Raw genomic sequence first — 15,293 nt, 5'->3', positions numbered from 1 at the left:
CCTATCAGATCGAGCCGTAAGCGTGAAGCATAGCTTGCCCACAAGCATTAGGTGGGCGCTTACGGTTCGGCGAAGTACGCATTTGCCAACGGGAGCTCTGGGCGCGAGCGAACATTACCAGCACCGGATCGCAATGGTTTATATTGGTCGACAGGCGCCTCAAGGTCCCCAATGACGACCTTCCCATGTTGGCCAAAGCCCTGTTCAGTTGCCAAATGCGATCGTAAGCCTGGCCATCGCCAATATGATGAGAAGACCGCCAGCCAGAGCCCCGAATCCCATTTGCGTGAACAGCGGGACGATGCGTTTCCCTGGTGATCCAAGCCGTAGCGCACAGATCACTGTTCCTGTGATCGACAGGCCGCTGAGCAGCAGCCCAAAGACAAACCACAGGATTTTTGTAGGCAGGCCACCCCAATTCCCGAAGTGCAGCGGATCGACCGCCTCTGCAATACGCTGATTGGCGGTCATCATGGTGGCGTCGTGCCGGCCCAGGGGGTGCCCGGTCGACGCTTCGAACCACATCTGATTGGCGCGATGGCGCACGAGGATCGCACCGGCCTGACCGGCTAGCGTGACGACACCGTCGTCGAATGCAATTTCCTGTGGTTTGAACGCCGGCCAATGCCTGGCCGCTGTCGCGACGATCGCGTCGACATCGGGCGGGCCAACAGACGACTTGACGACCGGCACCGACGGCGGCTCGACGTCATCGGGCGTCACGCCAAGCCGTTCGCCCAGATACCAAAGGCCAGTCACACCGATCAACGCGATGAACCAGAAGCTCCATAGGCCCGCCAGCCGGTGGAGATCCCCGGCGTAGCGACGGGCGTCCTTCGCCTTGTCGCGCATCGGCCGGGGCAAGCGCAGAAACCCCTTCCACCATCTCTTGTAGATCTTGGGGGCGGTCGCCAGCGTCAGCAGAAGTGGAAAGGAGAGCAGGGTCACAATGATGATGCCGACCTTGGTCGGCAGCATCAGCGCGCGATGGAGATCGCGGACAAGGTCCTGCACCGTCATAGACGAACCGATACCCTGCACCCGCGCGTTCAACGGATTGATATGCACGAAGCGCGATCGGCCTTGAGCGTCCTTGCCTTTGACCCGCACGGCAAAGCCCGGTGCCATGGGGGCGGCAACCTCTTCGATCGTAAAGCCCGGAATGCCTGCCGCCGCGCGATACAAGGCGCCCCAACTCGCCACCGGGCCGGCCTGCGGCGCGGCACGCATCGCGGGATTGACGAGCCAGTCAATCTCATTGGCGACGGTCGCGATCGTACCGGTCAGGAGCACGAAACTGAGCAACACACCCAGCTTGAGGCCGGCCCAGTGATGGACGACCCACCAGGCTGACCGACGCGGCGCTGCGGCTTTGGCCGCTCGCGGCGCCGCCATCAGAAATGGAACTCGACGGGTACGACCAGTTCGATCCGCTCGCCTTTCACATCGTCGGGTGGCGAAGGCAACGGCGATGCGCGCTTCGGCAGGGCCAGCGCTTCCCGGTCAAGGAGCGCGAAGCCGGAACTCTGTGTCAGCGCGACGCCCAGCACTTCGCCACGCCGGCTGAGCGTGAAGCGGATCAGGACGACGCCCTGCTGCCGGCGCGCACGCGCAGACGATGGATAGGCCTTGACCGCGTTCAGGCGACCCAGCACGCGCGACTGCCAATCCGCCGGCTGTTCCGATGGCGCGCTTGGTGCGGGGCGCGGCGGGGATGCCTGCTGCGCCGTCGTCGCTGGCGGGGGCGACGGTGCGATAGGTATCGCCGCCGGCGATGGAGATGCCCGTGTGGGGATGGCGATCGTCGGCTGAATGGGGACAGCCTGTACCGGTGGAGCCGGCGTCTCTACGCGCTCGTCCGAAAGTGGCTCCGCAGGGGCCGGCGGCGCCTCCTCAGCCGGCGTTTGCGGCATCGGGACATCGAACACTGCGAGTGATTGGGCGGGCGCGATCTGGACCAGCGCTGGCTGCCAGACCCAAAGTGCAATCGCGAACGGCGTCGCCTGCACCAGTAACGTCAGCGCCACAGCGGCCAGAGAATTGCGCTTGGGGCGATAGCCCTCGCCACGCGCAAATGCTCCCTCGGCCGGAGCCGAGGGAGCCTCGCGGCGCATTGCTGTCTCGGGCTTCATGTGAATGCCCATGCTGTCATCCTCAGAAGCGGGTCCGCACGGTGCCGATGATCCGGCGCGGCGTGCCGACATAAAGGTTGCTCTCGCTCTGCACGCCTTCGACGTAGAAGCGGTCGGTCAGGTTCTGGGCATTGACCGAAACCTCCCAATGCTCGTCGATGGCGTAGCGGATCGAGGCGTCGAATGTCGTGTAGCCGGCGATGGTGTAGCTGTTGTCGAGGTCGATCTGGCGCTTGCCGGCGACGCGCATGCCGCCTGCCACTGACAGTCCTTTCAGTGCGCCCTGACCTACGCTGTAGCTGGTCCACAGGCGGCCGCTTAGTTCCGGCACACCGGTCAGCCGGTTGCCGACCGTGAACACATTGTCGCGGGTGATCTCGGTATCGAGATAGCTCGCACTGGCGATGACGCTCCAGCCCGGCAGGATCTCGCCCGTGAGGTCGAACTCCACGCCGCGCACGCGCTGCTCGCCGGTCAGGATCGAGAAGTCGGAATCGGTAGGATCTTCGGTCGCGACATTCTGCTTGGTGATCTGGAAGACCGCGCCAGTCAGCGACAGCTGGTCGGGTATGATCTCAAGCTTGGCGCCAGCCTCATATTGCTCGCCCTTCTCGGGATCGAGCGGCGAACGATCGACGAGCTGACCCTGCTGGGGAATGAAGCTGCGCGTATAGCTCGCATAGAGCGATATCGCGGTTGTCGGCTGATAGACGAGCCCGGCGCGCCAGGTTAGTGCATCGTCATCCGTGCGCGTGACCTCTTCGTTGAACAGATCGTCAGTGTAGCTTTTGGCCCGGTCATAGCGTAGCCCGAGCAGCGCCTTCCATTTCTCGCCCAGGCTGATCTGGTCCTGAAGGTAAAAGCCCCAGTTGCGCGATTCCCGATCGTAACGTGCGTTGGCGCGGGTGACCGGTATCGGTGTCGCGCCATAGACCGGCGCATAGATGTCGATGGAGCCGATGTTCGCGCGGGCCGACCGGAACAGGAAGTCACCGCGGTTATGCTCGACGCCCGCCATGATGCGATGTTCGATGCCGCCGGTGAAGGCGTCGGCCAGAGCCTCGAACCGCATCGTCAGATCTTCGGGGGCCTCGGTGCGCGTCGTGACGCGCCGCCGGAGGGTCCGGTTATCCGCTTCCAGCCCCTGGAGGTCGACGCCGTTGCTGTCGAACGAGGTCGCATCGGTGTAGCGGCCGGTAAAGCGCAGCATGAGCCAGGGCGTCAACTGGCGCTGGGCGGCAAGGCCCAGCACGAGCTTTTCCGATGCGTTGGTCGACCACCGCTCGGCGAGGTAGCGGCTCGCGACACGCGGGTAGTTGCCGTCCGCGTCCGAATACAGGCCGCGATCGAACGGTTGTTTGGAATCCAGATAGTCCGCCGTCAGATCGACCCGCGTCAGCGCGTCGGGCTCCCAGCGGATCGCCGCCGCCCCGAACACGCGCTCGCTGGCGCGGGCTTCGTCGCGGAAACCACCGTCGGTCTGGATCGCACCGGTCGCGCGCGCGCTGAGCGTGCCGGACGCATTAAGCGGACCACTGACCGAGACTTCGCCGCGATAGAAATCGAAGCTGCCGCCCTGGAACGATGCGTCGAGCGAGAATGTCCGGGTCGGCGCGCGCGTGACGATATTGATGACGCCGCCCGGATCGGTCAGGCCGACCATGACCGAAGCTGGCCCCTTCAGCACCTCGACCCGCTCGACATTGGCGAGGTCGAGAAAGGCTTCGGGGCGCTCGGCCGCGTTGGTGAGCGGGAAGCCGTTGATCGCATAACGGGATGCGACGAAACCGCGAATATTGTAGGTTTCGGCGCGATTGCCCGCCGTGCCGTTCAACTGGACGCTGGAGACGTTCTGGACGACGTCGGTCAGGCGGACGGCGGCCTGATCCTCTATCACGGCGCGGGGGACGACCTGGATCGCCTGCGGCACGTCGCGGATCGCGCTGTCGGTGCGGGTCGCGGTGGCGCTCAGCGTCGCGCGATATCCCGGCACGGGGCCGGTGGCTGTCTCGATCGGCGTTCGCGCCGAACCCGCACCACCCTCGCCCTGCACACGTACCGGCCCGAGTTGGGTCGCGCCGCCGCCCGTCCGCGGCATGCGCTGGAGGCGGACGGCCGTGCCGCCGGTCGACCGGTAGGTGAGGTCCGTGCCGTTGAGGAGGCTCGAAAGCGCTTCGCCCGCCGACATCGAACCGGAAACGGGGCTGGACTTCCGGCCAGCGATATCGGCCGCTTCGTAGCCGACCTGAACACCGGACTGACGCATATAGGTGAGCAGCGCGGCCTCCAGCGGTTGGGCTGGGATATCGAAGCTGCGCTGGCCGGCCGTCTGCGCCGACGCAGCATCGGGAACGATCGCGATCGTGGCCGCCCCGCTGAAGAGCAAGGCGTAAAAGGCCGACCTGAAACAAACATGCATAGAAACTGACACCCCCCATGATCGCAATCAAATTATGATGCTGCGTGTCATTCGCAGCGGTCATGAGGTTGACGAGTGACGGACCGGCGCACCCAAGCCGGGACGTGAATTATTTTTCCGAAGGTGGACGGATCACCACTATGCCGCCGGGCAGGCGCATCGTCTCCAGGCCGCGCATCACGATCAGCGTTTCAAGCGCGTCTTCGGGCTGATCGGTCCTGAAGCTCCCGCTGACGGCAGGCGATGACGAAAGGTCGCCCCAGACAAGCACGGGCGCCGAGCGGTATCGTGCGATCTCCGCGATGGCGGTTTCGACGGGTGTGCTTCGCAGCAGCAATTCGCCATTGCGCCATCCGCCGATCATCGAGGGATCAAGGGATGCCATCGCAATGGCACCGCCGCCCGCCGAATATCGGGCCTGCCCGCCGGCGGCCATGGCGATCGGCTTGCCTGTCTGCCCGGCCACCTGCACGGCGCCTTCGGTGACGCCCACCTGTATGTCGTCGCCCTTCTTCTCAACGACGAAGGCCGTTCCGACGTCTTGGGTCACGCCATCGCCGGCACGCACGCGAAAGGGACGGGCATCGCCATGGCGAACCTGAAACCACGCTCGGCCTTTCAGGAGCACGACATTGCGCTTGTCGTCATCAAAATCCACCGCAAGCGCGCTGCCCGCGTCCAGAAACGCGCGCGATCCGTCGGCCAGTGCGATCGCCATGCCCCGGTTGCCGGGGCTGCTATAGTCCGCTTCCATCCATGACAGGATGGATGGCGCTGACAGCATCAACGCCATGCAGGCCGCTGCCGCGAACGCGATGTGAACCTGTCCGAACCGCAGTTGCGAAGTGCGCGGCGTAACTTCGCCCTCATCGGGACCGAAGGCATTTTTGAGGACCGCCAGATCCTGCCACGTTCGCCGCTCCCTACGAAACGCGGCATCATTATGCGGATTCTGAGCGAGCCAGGATCGGAACTGGTCGAGGTCTTCCGCCGTCGCCGCGCCTGACGCGAGCCGCGCGATCCATCGCCGCGCCTCCCCGCCCGGATCGTTCGCGTCATTGGCGGACACAGGCTCCATCAGTCCATTCTCTCCTAGCAACGATGCGTCCATTATCTGTTTGACGTTTGGGAGCCTGTCGCACCCAAGTTCGAGCCGGATTATTTATCTTCGTTCCGGGTTGACGGGTTCGCCGCCGTCGCGCGCGCGCGCCAATATGTCGAGGGCACGCCGGATGTGGTTCTCTATGCTGGTCGTGCTGAGGTTCATCTGGTCGGCGATCGCCTTCTGGCTCAAGCCTTCAAACCGGTTGAGTCTGAAGATGCTTCGCGTCGGCTCTGGAAGCTGCTGGGCGGCAGCCTTGACCCTGCCGAGCGTCAGCAGGGAATCGACGATCCGATCCGCCCCAGGGGATTCGTCCGTTTCGGCAAGAAGCGCGTGGATCTCCTCGTTAACCTCGGAACGCCGTACCGCGCTGCGCCGCATGTCGATCGCCAGGTTGCTGGCCAGCCGATACAGGAAGGCGCGCTTGCGCAGGATCGGCGGATGGTCGTCCACACGTTGCACCTTGAGCCACAACGCCTGAGTGACCTCCTCCGCATCAGCCCTGTTGCCGACAATGCGCTCGACCTTTCGCACGAGGGACGCGCGTTCGTCGATCATCAATCTGGTAAGGGCGGATGCAGTAATACTCATAGGCTTATCGCCTGTTAGCGAGTATGCGAACGGCTCGCAACAAGCGTATGGATTGACAACAGCAGACTGGCCGCCTGCCCGCGACTGCTTTCGCCAGGGTCAGGAGTTTCGTCAGAAAAGCTAGATCATATCGTGTCAATCACATCATTGAGTCCTGACCCTGGGTTCACCGTGCCTCCCCAAGGCTTACGCGGCTATGGCCAGCCGGGAGGAGCACGGAGCATTTGACATAACGGATCGGCACCATATTTCAGGCATGTGACGCGCCTCCGCGCACGCGTGTTCGATATTGATCTCTGTCCGTCTGCACATGCTGACCGCAGGCGACAGGCACAAATTTATGTTCTCTAATGACGGGTTCCCGGTTTCAGGATAGAATTGCGAGGAACTCAAGATCGCCAGTCCCATACCCTTCCGGTTATCCAGGCTGCGGGATAGAAAGACGACCAATTCTGGTGCTCGAAACGCACCTTAAGGCGTTGAGAACGCTAGATGAAAGGAATATAAGACAGTGAGTGGAAGTGTGAACAAGGTCATTCTGGTCGGCAATCTGGGCGCCGATCCGGAGGTCAAGAGCTTTCAGAATGGCGGCAAGATTTGCAATCTGCGCATCGCGACGTCCGAAAGCTGGAAGGATCGCATGACCGGGGAACGCAAGGAGCGCACCGAATGGCACAGCGTCGTCATCAACGGCGAAGGACTGGTCGGGGTTGCCGAACGTTTCCTGCGCAAGGGTTCCAAAATCTATGTCGAGGGCCAGTTGCGCACCCGCAAATGGCAGGACCAGTCGGGTAACGACCGCTACACGACCGAAGTGTCCTTGTCGGGCCCGGGCGCTGTCCTGACCATGTTGGACAGCGCACCGAGCGGCGGTGGCGGTCAGGGCGGCGGTTATGGCGGCGGCGGTCGGTCGCAGCAGGGCGTTAGCGACTGGCAGGGCGGATCGGCTGGCTTTGGTGGCGGCGACTATGATGATTTCGGCGGTGGCTCAGGTGGCGGCAACCAGGGCGGCGGCTTTGGCGGCGGTCGATCGCAGGGGGGCGCAGGCGGTGCGAGTCGTGCCGGCAGCCCCAATTTCGACAATGACCTGGATGACGAAGTGCCGTTCTGAGCCTGTCGCATACCAATCCATCAAAAAAGGCGGCGTCCCGGAGGATGCCGCCTTTTTTGATGGATATCGCCGATCAATGTGAACGGAAGGATGCGCAAGACAAACAGTCACTGCGCGCCCATATCGAGATCATGAGCAAAATCGAAAAAGCCATCGCCGTGCCGGTCCGGCAGATCGTTCATCCCGCCCAGCTGGCGATCGGCGGCTTTATAGCCCTGTCGGGCCTTGCGCTGCTGATCGCCGGACTCGTGCCGGGTTTTTGATCGGCCGCTCCGCTGTCAGCGAGCAAGCTCCTGCATCGCGAAGGCGCGGATATGCTCGCCCAGGTCGGGCCGTTCCAGCGCCAGGGACAGGTTCGCCTCGATATAGCCGGCTTTGGACCCGCAGTCGAAACGGCGGCCTTCGAACGTGACGCCGTGGAAAGGCTGGCTACCGATCATGGCCGCCATGGCATCGGTCAGCTGAATCTCGCCGCCTGCACCCTTTTCCTGCGTTTCCAGGATCTTCATAACCTCCGGCTGGAGAATGTAGCGGCCCGGAACGATCAGGTTCGACGGCGCGGTCCCCTGTGCCGGCTTTTCGACCAGCCCCTTCACCTGCGTCAACGCGCCGTCGCATGCGCCCGGATCGATGACGCCATAATTGGGCGTATCCTCCATCGGGATTTCCAGCGCGCAGACCAGATTGCCGCCGACCTTTTCATAGGCATCGACCATCTGCTTGAGGCAACCATTGCCACGCGCGCCCTTCATGAATTCGTCGGGCAACAGGATGGCGAAGGGTTCGTCGCCGATGATGTCGCGCGCGCACCAGATGGCATGGCCCAGGCCCAGCGGCTCCTGCTGGCGTATGAATACCGCGTGGCCCGGTTCAAGCCGCGTACCATCCAGCGCAGACAGATCCTTGCCCCGCTCACGCTGGGTCGCCTCCGCCTCATAGGCGATGTCGAAATAATCCTCGATCGCCCCCTTGCCGCGTCCGGTGACGAAGATCATCTGCTCGATCCCCGCCTCGCGCGCTTCATCAACCGCATATTGGATCAGTGGGCGATCGACCACCGGCAACAATTCCTTGGGCACCGCCTTGGTCGCGGGCAGGAAGCGCGTTCCCAGACCGGCAACGGGAAAAACGGCTTTGCGAATCGGCTTGTTCAAATTGGATTCCCTTCACGCGGACGCGACCCGGCATTGGATTGCCGTCCGTACGGAAAAGGTCAAGCACCGCGCAAACATTAAACTATTATGAAATCAGGCAAGAAGCGTGATCAAATAAGTCTGAAATCGCACGATAGGCACCATGACGCCGGAGCGCCACGACCGCTATGTCGATTTCAGACAGCGAGCAGACGGTTTGCGACGCTTTCCAACGCCGCTATTTCGCCGTCCAGATGCTCAAACGCGACATGCTGGATATTGTTGCGTCCATCGCGGCAGGTGAAGCCGCCGTCTTCGGGGTGATGGAAACCTTGGATGATCAGCGCACGGAACCGATCGATCCGCTGTATGTCGCGCTCGATCGCGGAAATTTCGGTCAATGCGCTGGCGTTGCGCCGGTCGCGCATCGCTACCATCGTGCGCAATTCGGTCATCAGCTTGGCCATGCTGGGCCGGGTGCGGGCGCCCACCACGCGGACGTCGCCCATGCCCTCCCGCAACAGCCCTATCTTCGCCTCCAGGCTCTGTTCCAGCATCGTCCAGGCGCAGACCAGCCGCCCGACCGCGCAGAGCAGCGCCGCATCTTCCGGCGCATAACCCGAAACCGTCTTCCCATTTCCGTCAGAAACCAACTGTACGCCCACGCCCCAAAATCTCCTCTTGGCTCCCAGCCTTCAGGCTTTGCGGCGGAAAAGGCCAGAGTGCGGGGACTTGGCTCCCCGCAGCGGCGGCACGGGCCATCGGCAGCCGTGCATAATCGGCGGCGAGCGGAGTCAGGTGAATGAGGTCAAAGGTTTAAGGGTCAGAAATCGATCGCGATGCCCTTGCGCTCCCAATCGCCGTAGCGCACCGGGCTGAGCTCTTCCTGATGGCGCGAGGGCGCATCGGGCGCATCGCCCTGCGGCACAGGCGGGTTTTTCGAAAGATGGGCGGGCGGCTTCACATGCGCCGGACGCTTGCCGTTGAAGGTTCCCATAAGTGCGGCCTTTCAATTGCGGTCGGGGCCGATCCACCCCATATTCATGGCTGAGGCCCGCTATCTGGGCCGCAACGGAGCGGAGTGCAAGTGAGCGGAATGAAGACGACCATGTTGCTGGCAGCGCTGACGGCGCTGTTCATGGCGCTGGGCTATACGCTGGGCGGCAGCGGCGGGGCGATCATAGCCTTGCTGGCAGCGGCGGGCATGAACCTCTTCACCTTCTGGAACGCCGACAAGATCGTGCTGCGCATGCACGACGCGCGGGAAGTCGATGCCCAGAGCGCACCCGATTTCTACAATCTGGTGCGCGACCTGGCGCAGCGGGCCGGGCTGCCGATGCCGCGCGTCTATATCATCGACCAGGATGCGCCCAATGCCTTTGCCACCGGCCGCAACCCCGACAATGCCGCCGTCGCCGCGACCACAGGCCTGTTGGCGATGCTGAGCCGCGACGAGATCGCCGGCGTGATGGCGCATGAACTGGGTCATGTGAAGAATCGCGATACCCTGATCATGACGATGGTGGCGACCATTGCAGGCGCCATTTCGATGCTGGCCAATTTCGGCCTCTTCTTTCGCGGCAACGACCGGGACGGGCATGGCAACATCATCGCCAGCCTGCTGGCGGTGATCGTCGCCCCCTTTGCCGCGATGATCGTGCAGATGGCGATCAGCCGCACCCGCGAATATGGCGCCGACCGCGCCGGGGCGGAAATCAGCGGCAATCCCCATGCGCTTGCTTCCGCCCTCGCCAAGATCGCGGGACAGGCCGGGCGCATCCCCAATCCGGTGGCGGAGCGCAATCCGGCCGCGGCGCAGCTCTATATCGTGCCGACCCATGTGAGCGAACTGTTCTCCACCCACCCCGCGACCGAAAAGCGCATCGCCGCCCTGCAGGATATTGCCGCAGACATGGGTGCGCCTGCGCTTCGTGCTACCGCGCCGACGGCAGCGCCGCGCGCTTCGGCCCTTTCGCCCCATGCCGCACCGCCCAAGGACCAACCACGGCGCCGCAGCGCGCTCGACCCGAACGGGCGCTGATGGTCGACGAGATTGTCGGCGAAGCGGCTGGCTTCCTGTTTCGACAGGTGGGCGGCTTTGCCATAGAGCTGACCGTCGATCATATCTTCTCCCGCCATACCGCCCGTTTCTTTCATGGCGTCGGGCGGCGGCTGATCGCGATCCTGACGTTGGGACGCACACGTATCCCTACTTCGCTTCGAACCGTGCCAAAGGGCGTGTCCGCGCGCCCCCGCCGGTCGGACTGGCTGGCGCTGTGGATCGGCATCCTCTTCTGGGTCGCGCTATTCTTCGGGATCGGCCTTGGCGTCTCCCATTTTCTTTGATGGCGAAAGCGCGTAGGGGCCGCTGATGCCCCGCCCCCAAGATCGTAGCCGCCCCAAAGCCCCTCGCCCCGACGATGTTCCCGGCCTGCCCGCCCGCCGCGCGGCGCTCAAGCTGCTGGATGCGGTGTTGCGGCGGGGCGATCCGCTGGAACTGGCGCTGCATGGCGCGGCGCAGGGATTGCCGCCGGCCGATCGCGCGCTGGTCCATGCCATCGCCGCCGAAGTGCTGCGCCATCTGCCCGATCTCGACGCGCTGATCGACGGCGCGACGAAACAGATACTGCCTGACGATGCCAAGGCGCGGATGGTCCTGCGGATCGCGCTGGCGCAGACATTGGCGCTCGACACCCCGCCCCATGCTGCGATCGCCACCGCCCTGCCACTGGTCGATGGCGGCCCGCGCAAGCTGGTCCATGGCGTGTTCGGCACGGTGACGCGCGGCGAGCCACGCCTGCCCGTACCCCCCACCTTGCCGGCGCAGGTCGCGGAGCGCTGGGCCGGCCAATGGGGCGAGGCGATGCCGCAGACCGCTGCCCATGCCTATGGCGTGCGACCGCCGGTCGATGTCAGCCTGCGCGACGTCGGCGAGACAGCGACATGGACAGCGCAATTGGGCGGCACATCCTTCGCGCTTGGCCATGTCCGTCTGCCCGAAGCCACGCATATTCCCGACCTCGCCGGCTTTGCCGAGGGCGCATGGTGGGTGCAGGATGTCGCCGCATCCTGCGCGGCGCGGCTGCTGGGACCGGGCGAGGATCGCACGGTGCTGGACCTGTGCGCCGCGCCGGGCGGCAAGACGATGCAACTGGCCGCCGCCGGCTGGCGCGTGACCGCGATCGACCAGTCGAAGAAACGGCTGGAGCGGCTGACCGAAAATCTGGCGCGCACGGGCCTGTCCGCCGATGTGGCGGCGGCCGACCTGCGCCAGTGGCAACCGGAGGAACCTGTCGATGCGATCCTGCTCGACGCGCCTTGCACCGCGACCGGCATCTATCGCCGCCATCCCGACGTGCTGCACCGCATCGGCCCGCGTCAGATTGCGGAACTGGCCGAGTTGCAGGGCGAATTGCTCGCCCGCACCGCCGGCTGGCTGAAGCCGGGCGGGCGCATCATCTACGCCACCTGCTCGCTGGAGCGGGCCGAGGGCGAGGCGCAGATCGAGCGCTTCCTGGCCGCCCATCCCGGCTTCGTCCTGTTGTCGATCGACCCGGCCGAACTGCCCGACGGCATGGCGCCGAGCGAGCAAGGCTGGCTGCGTACCCTGCCCGACACCTTGACGGCACAGGGCGGCACCGACGGATTTTTCATCGCGCGGCTTGCCAGACAGGCAAACTAAGCCTTAACCAAGATCAGCCTATGGAAAGGTTCCAGTTTTTAAGGTGCGCCATGCGTCCGATCGAGCCACTTCCCCTGCATCATAGCTGGCCGCTCTACGACCTGCGCGCGCATCTTGCCCCTGTCCTGCTCGATTCCAGCATCGCCCGCAACGACGCGGCGCTGGCCGAACGGGGGCTGGGCCTGTGGCATTGCGACCTTAGCGACAACAGCCTGCGCTGGACGGCCGGGGTCTATGATATATTCGGGCTGGAACGGGACAGCGACGTATCCCGCCCCTTGTCCGCCTCCCTTTATGCGCCGGACTCGCGTGAGGCGATGGAGCGGCTGCGCGCCTATGCCATCCGCCATAAACGGGGCTTCACGCTGGACGTCGATATCCATCAGGCCGACGGCATGGGGGCATGTGCGATGCGCCTGATCGCCGCGCCGGTACTGAACGAGGCGGACGAGGTCATCGGCCTGCATGGCGTCAAGCAATTGCTGCCCAAGGGAGCGGTCGCTTCCCAACGGCTGGACCCCACGATTTTCGTCATGCTTTGAAGCTGTTGCGGGATCGCGCGCGCACAATCGCGACTCGGCCGAAAATGTCCGTTGCCCTGCGCCCCGGCGGTGATTAAGGCGAACGGTTGATGACCCGCCCTATTCTCATTTCGCCCTCCATCCTGTCCGCCGACTTCGCCCGCCTGGGTGAAGAGGTCCGCGCCATCGACGCCGCCGGCTGCGACTGGGTGCATATCGACGTCATGGACGGGCATTTCGTGCCCAACATCACCATCGGCCCGGCCGTGGTGAAGGCGCTGCGCCCGCACACGCAAAAGACGTTCGACGTCCATCTGATGATCTCTCCGGTGGACCTGTATCTGGACGCCTTCGCTTCGGCGGGCGCCGACATCATCACCGTCCATCCCGAAGCCGGGCCGCACATCCACCGCACCGTGCAGCATATCAAGTCGCTGGGCGTGAAGGCGGGCGTGGTGCTGAACCCCGGCACGCCGGCCAAGATGCTCGACTATCTGATGGACGATATCGACCTGATCCTGGTGATGAGCGTAAACCCCGGTTTCGGCGGGCAGAGCTTCATCGAAAACCAGCTGCGCAAGATAGAGGCTTGCCGGCAGATGATCGAAAAGAGCGGGCGCGCCATCCACTTGCAGGTCGATGGCGGCATCGATTTCACGACAGCGCCCAAGGCGATCGCGGCCGGCGCGGACGTGCTGGTTGCCGGCACTGCCACCTTCCGCGGCGGCGAACAAGCCTATGCCGACAATATCCGGAAGCTGCGGGGCGGGTGAGCGAAGCCCGGCGCATCTCTCCCCGCTCCGCGCCCGACACCGCCCCGCAGGCGGCCGACGACAGCATAGAGCAGGGCAAGCGGCTCATCCGCGTCGCGGATGACAAGGGGCTGTCGCTGGCGCAGAAGATCGCCAATCAATTTTATCTGCTCAGCTGGAAGACGCCGATCCACGGCCGCAAGCTGAAGGGCAAATATCCGCTCAAGCTGCTGGCCGTGCCGGACGACGCGATTGCCGGCGACGGGCGCGCGGGCGCGGCGATGCGCGCGGGCTATTTCCTGTTCCGGGGGCAGAAGCTGCCGGTCGAGAAGCTGGACTTCGCCCGGTTGACGGTCGGTCCGGCCTTTGCCGACTATCTGCACAGCTTCCGCTGGCTGCGTGACCTGTCCAGCGCCGCATCGCGCGAACAGGGAGCGCCGATCGCCGAGACAGTCATGCGCAAATGGCTGGCGACCCATCATGAAACGCCCAGCGAACCGGCCTGGCGCGCGGACAATGCGGGCTGGCGCCTGCTTTTCTGGACCGCGCATGCGCCGTTGATCCTGTCATCCAGCGACCTTGTCTATCGCTCGCTGGTGCTGAACTGCATCGCGCGGACCGCCCGCCATCTCGACCGCAGCGCCGACAAGGCGCCGATGGGCCTGCCGCGCCTGATCGCCTGGTCCGGCATTGTCGCGGCGTCGCTGCTGATCCCCGGCGGAGGGCCGCGCAAGCTGTTCGGCGAAGCGGGCCTGAAGCGCGCGATCGAAAGCGGCTTCCATGCCGATGGCGGCATCGTGTCGCGATCCCCGCTGGCGCAGCTGGAAGCGGTGATGCTGCTGTCCATGGTGCAGGCCGTCTATGATGTACGGCGCGAACCGGCGCCCGCTTGCCTGGGCGAAGCGCTGGCGCGGGCGGTGCCTGCCCTGCTGGGGCTGACCCATGGCGATGGCGGTCTTGGCAGCTGGCAGGGTGCAGGCGCGGTCGCGCCGGATGCGGTGGCCGCCGTGACAAGCGCCAGCCGCGTGCGCGCCCGGCCGCTGCGTCAGGCACGCGACTGGGGCTATCAGCGGATCGCCGCAGGCGCCACCATCGTGCAGATCGACGCCGCCCCGCCGCCGGTCGCCCGCCTCGCCGAAGCGGGCTGCGCCTCCACCGGTGCGATCGAAATCAGCGACGGGCCGCTGCGCCTGATCGTCAATTGCGGCGGCGCGGCACTGGAAGGCGCATGGATTCCCCGCGATCTGGCGCAGGGCCTGCGCACTACGGCGGCGCACAGCACGCTGGTCCTCAATGACAGCAATTCGACCGCCCTGCTGCCCGACGGTACGCTGGGCAAGGGCGTGACCGAGGTCGAGCTCAATCGGCAGGAGCTGGACAATGGCAGCCGGCTGGACCTGTCCCATGACGGCTATGTCCGGCGCATGGGCTATGTCCACCGCCGCCTGCTGCTGATGAGCGGCGACGGCAAGGAAATTCGTGGCGAGGATATGCTGACCCCGGCGGAGCGCCGCCGCAAGCCGTCGAAACAGCCGGTGCAGCTGCGCTTCCATCTTGCGCCGGGTGTCGAACCAACCCTGACCGCCGATAATATGGGCGCGCTGCTGCGCATCGACCTCGGCCCGCTCTGGCAATTTCGCGCGGGCGCCGGCGCACTGAGCGTCGAAGACAGCCTGTGGGTCGATGGCGACGGTCGTCCCCATCCAACCCGCCAACTGGTCGTTACCGCAGAAGCGCTGCCCGGCGGATCGAGCATCGGCTGGATCTTCAAGCGGATGAATTGAGCGCAATCGGCCCCACCGATGCAGAAAAGCCTTCCTTTTTCGATTTCTATCCCGGATCCCGTCAAC

16 protein-coding genes are annotated in these 15,293 nt (G+C 64.6%); 8 read left to right on the top strand and 8 right to left on the bottom strand.

All coding sequences use genetic code 11. The features are described 5' to 3' along the window. Positions 1–204: 204 nt before the first annotated feature. The 5 genes from AC07UX_RS18095 to AC07UX_RS18075 form a co-directional block, all read right to left on the bottom strand. Complete coding sequence (locus AC07UX_RS18095; protein ID WP_495193363.1) at positions 205–1,395, bottom strand: PepSY-associated TM helix domain-containing protein; 1,191 nt, start codon at positions 1,393–1,395, stop codon at positions 205–207. Continuing rightward, positions 1,395–2,132, bottom strand: a complete 738-nt coding sequence (locus AC07UX_RS18090) for an energy transducer TonB (protein ID WP_495193362.1) — start codon at positions 2,130–2,132, stop codon at positions 1,395–1,397. Before AC07UX_RS18090 ends, AC07UX_RS18095 begins: the two co-directional genes overlap by 1 nt. 22 nt (positions 2,133–2,154) lie before the next feature. Then, positions 2,155–4,551: a TonB-dependent siderophore receptor gene (locus AC07UX_RS18085; protein WP_495193361.1), complete on the bottom strand. Its 2,397-nt coding sequence runs from the start codon at positions 4,549–4,551 to the stop codon at positions 2,155–2,157. Positions 4,552–4,660: 109 nt separating this feature from the next. Then, the gene (locus AC07UX_RS18080) at positions 4,661–5,629 is read right to left on the bottom strand and encodes a FecR family protein (protein WP_495193360.1); all 969 of its coding nucleotides are present in this window, start codon (positions 5,627–5,629) and stop codon (positions 4,661–4,663) included. A gap of 84 nt (positions 5,630–5,713) precedes the next feature. Beyond that, entirely contained in the window at positions 5,714–6,211 is a 498-nt protein-coding gene (locus AC07UX_RS18075) for an RNA polymerase sigma factor (protein ID WP_495193359.1), read from the bottom strand. A gap of 544 nt (positions 6,212–6,755) precedes the next feature. On the opposite strand from AC07UX_RS18075, the gene ssb reads away from it, so the two are divergent. Further along, on the top strand, positions 6,756–7,355 hold the full coding sequence (gene ssb, locus AC07UX_RS18070) for a single-stranded DNA-binding protein (RefSeq protein ID WP_495193358.1): 600 nt from the start codon (positions 6,756–6,758) through the stop codon (positions 7,353–7,355). Positions 7,356–7,414: 59 nt separating this feature from the next. Then, positions 7,415–7,618 (top strand): hypothetical protein, encoded by a 204-nt coding sequence (locus AC07UX_RS18065; RefSeq protein ID WP_495193357.1) that lies wholly within the window; start codon positions 7,415–7,417, stop codon positions 7,616–7,618. A gap of 15 nt (positions 7,619–7,633) precedes the next feature. Here the strand turns inward: AC07UX_RS18065 and AC07UX_RS18060 are convergent, their stop codons facing one another. The 3 genes from AC07UX_RS18060 to AC07UX_RS18050 all read right to left on the bottom strand — a co-directional run bounded on the left by AC07UX_RS18060 (position 7,634) and on the right by AC07UX_RS18050 (position 9,485). Then, positions 7,634–8,509, bottom strand: a complete 876-nt coding sequence (locus AC07UX_RS18060; protein WP_495193356.1) for a UTP--glucose-1-phosphate uridylyltransferase — start codon at positions 8,507–8,509, stop codon at positions 7,634–7,636. Positions 8,510–8,685: 176 nt separating this feature from the next. After that, the gene (locus AC07UX_RS18055) at positions 8,686–9,153 is read right to left on the bottom strand and encodes a hypothetical protein (RefSeq protein WP_495193355.1); all 468 of its coding nucleotides are present in this window, start codon (positions 9,151–9,153) and stop codon (positions 8,686–8,688) included. 158 nt (positions 9,154–9,311) lie between these two features. After that, positions 9,312–9,485, bottom strand: a complete 174-nt coding sequence (locus AC07UX_RS18050; RefSeq protein ID WP_495193354.1) for a DUF1674 domain-containing protein — start codon at positions 9,483–9,485, stop codon at positions 9,312–9,314. Between the two features lie 90 nt (positions 9,486–9,575). On the opposite strand from AC07UX_RS18050, the gene htpX reads away from it, so the two are divergent. From htpX to AC07UX_RS18020, 6 genes are all read left to right on the top strand, one after another. After that, positions 9,576–10,529 carry a zinc metalloprotease HtpX gene (gene htpX / locus AC07UX_RS18045; RefSeq protein ID WP_495193353.1) on the top strand — a complete coding sequence of 318 codons (954 nt, stop codon included), beginning with the start codon at positions 9,576–9,578 and terminating at the stop codon, positions 10,527–10,529. Then, on the top strand, positions 10,529–10,834 hold the full coding sequence (locus tag AC07UX_RS18040) for a hypothetical protein (protein WP_495193352.1): 306 nt from the start codon (positions 10,529–10,531) through the stop codon (positions 10,832–10,834). The genes htpX and AC07UX_RS18040 overlap by 1 nt, the downstream gene beginning before the upstream one ends. A 25-nt stretch (positions 10,835–10,859) precedes the next feature. Beyond that, positions 10,860–12,170 carry an RsmB/NOP family class I SAM-dependent RNA methyltransferase gene (locus AC07UX_RS18035; RefSeq protein WP_495193351.1) on the top strand — a complete coding sequence of 437 codons (1,311 nt, stop codon included), beginning with the start codon at positions 10,860–10,862 and terminating at the stop codon, positions 12,168–12,170. Between the two features lie 50 nt (positions 12,171–12,220). Beyond that, positions 12,221–12,712 carry a diguanylate cyclase gene (locus tag AC07UX_RS18030; protein WP_495193350.1) on the top strand — a complete coding sequence of 164 codons (492 nt, stop codon included), beginning with the start codon at positions 12,221–12,223 and terminating at the stop codon, positions 12,710–12,712. An 89-nt stretch (positions 12,713–12,801) separates the two neighbouring features. Beyond that, complete coding sequence (gene rpe / locus AC07UX_RS18025) at positions 12,802–13,464, top strand: ribulose-phosphate 3-epimerase (protein ID WP_495193349.1); 663 nt, start codon at positions 12,802–12,804, stop codon at positions 13,462–13,464. Then, complete coding sequence (locus AC07UX_RS18020; protein WP_495193348.1) at positions 13,461–15,227, top strand: heparinase II/III family protein; 1,767 nt, start codon at positions 13,461–13,463, stop codon at positions 15,225–15,227. Before rpe ends, AC07UX_RS18020 begins: the two co-directional genes overlap by 4 nt. The last annotated feature ends 66 nt before the right edge of the window (positions 15,228–15,293 follow it).

The organism is Sphingobium sp. GW821-FHT02B05, from assembly GCF_059421905.1.
The sequence above is the reverse complement of the archived record's forward strand: the minus strand, read 5'-3'. Positions and strand labels throughout refer to the sequence as shown.

Bases quoted from the DNA above. Each gene is read 5' to 3' on its own strand.
- AC07UX_RS18040 (WP_495193352.1), top strand. From the start codon at position 10,529: ATGGTCGACGAGATTGTCGGCGAAGCGGCTGGCTTCCTGTTTCGACAG.
- rpe (WP_495193349.1), top strand. From the start codon at position 12,802: ATGACCCGCCCTATTCTCATTTCGCCCTCCATCCTGTCCGCCGACTTC.
- AC07UX_RS18065 (WP_495193357.1), top strand. From the start codon at position 7,415: ATGGATATCGCCGATCAATGTGAACGGAAGGATGCGCAAGACAAACAG.
- AC07UX_RS18095 (WP_495193363.1), bottom strand. From the start codon at position 1,395: ATGGCGGCGCCGCGAGCGGCCAAAGCCGCAGCGCCGCGTCGGTCAGCC.
- AC07UX_RS18050 (WP_495193354.1), bottom strand. From the start codon at position 9,485: ATGGGAACCTTCAACGGCAAGCGTCCGGCGCATGTGAAGCCGCCCGCC.
- AC07UX_RS18085 (WP_495193361.1), bottom strand. From the start codon at position 4,551: ATGCATGTTTGTTTCAGGTCGGCCTTTTACGCCTTGCTCTTCAGCGGG.
- AC07UX_RS18080 (WP_495193360.1), bottom strand. From the start codon at position 5,629: ATGGAGCCTGTGTCCGCCAATGACGCGAACGATCCGGGCGGGGAGGCG.
- AC07UX_RS18035 (WP_495193351.1), top strand. From the start codon at position 10,860: ATGCCCCGCCCCCAAGATCGTAGCCGCCCCAAAGCCCCTCGCCCCGAC.
- AC07UX_RS18030 (WP_495193350.1), top strand. From the start codon at position 12,221: ATGCGTCCGATCGAGCCACTTCCCCTGCATCATAGCTGGCCGCTCTAC.
- AC07UX_RS18090 (WP_495193362.1), bottom strand. From the start codon at position 2,132: ATGAAGCCCGAGACAGCAATGCGCCGCGAGGCTCCCTCGGCTCCGGCC.
- AC07UX_RS18075 (WP_495193359.1), bottom strand. From the start codon at position 6,211: ATGATCGACGAACGCGCGTCCCTCGTGCGAAAGGTCGAGCGCATTGTC.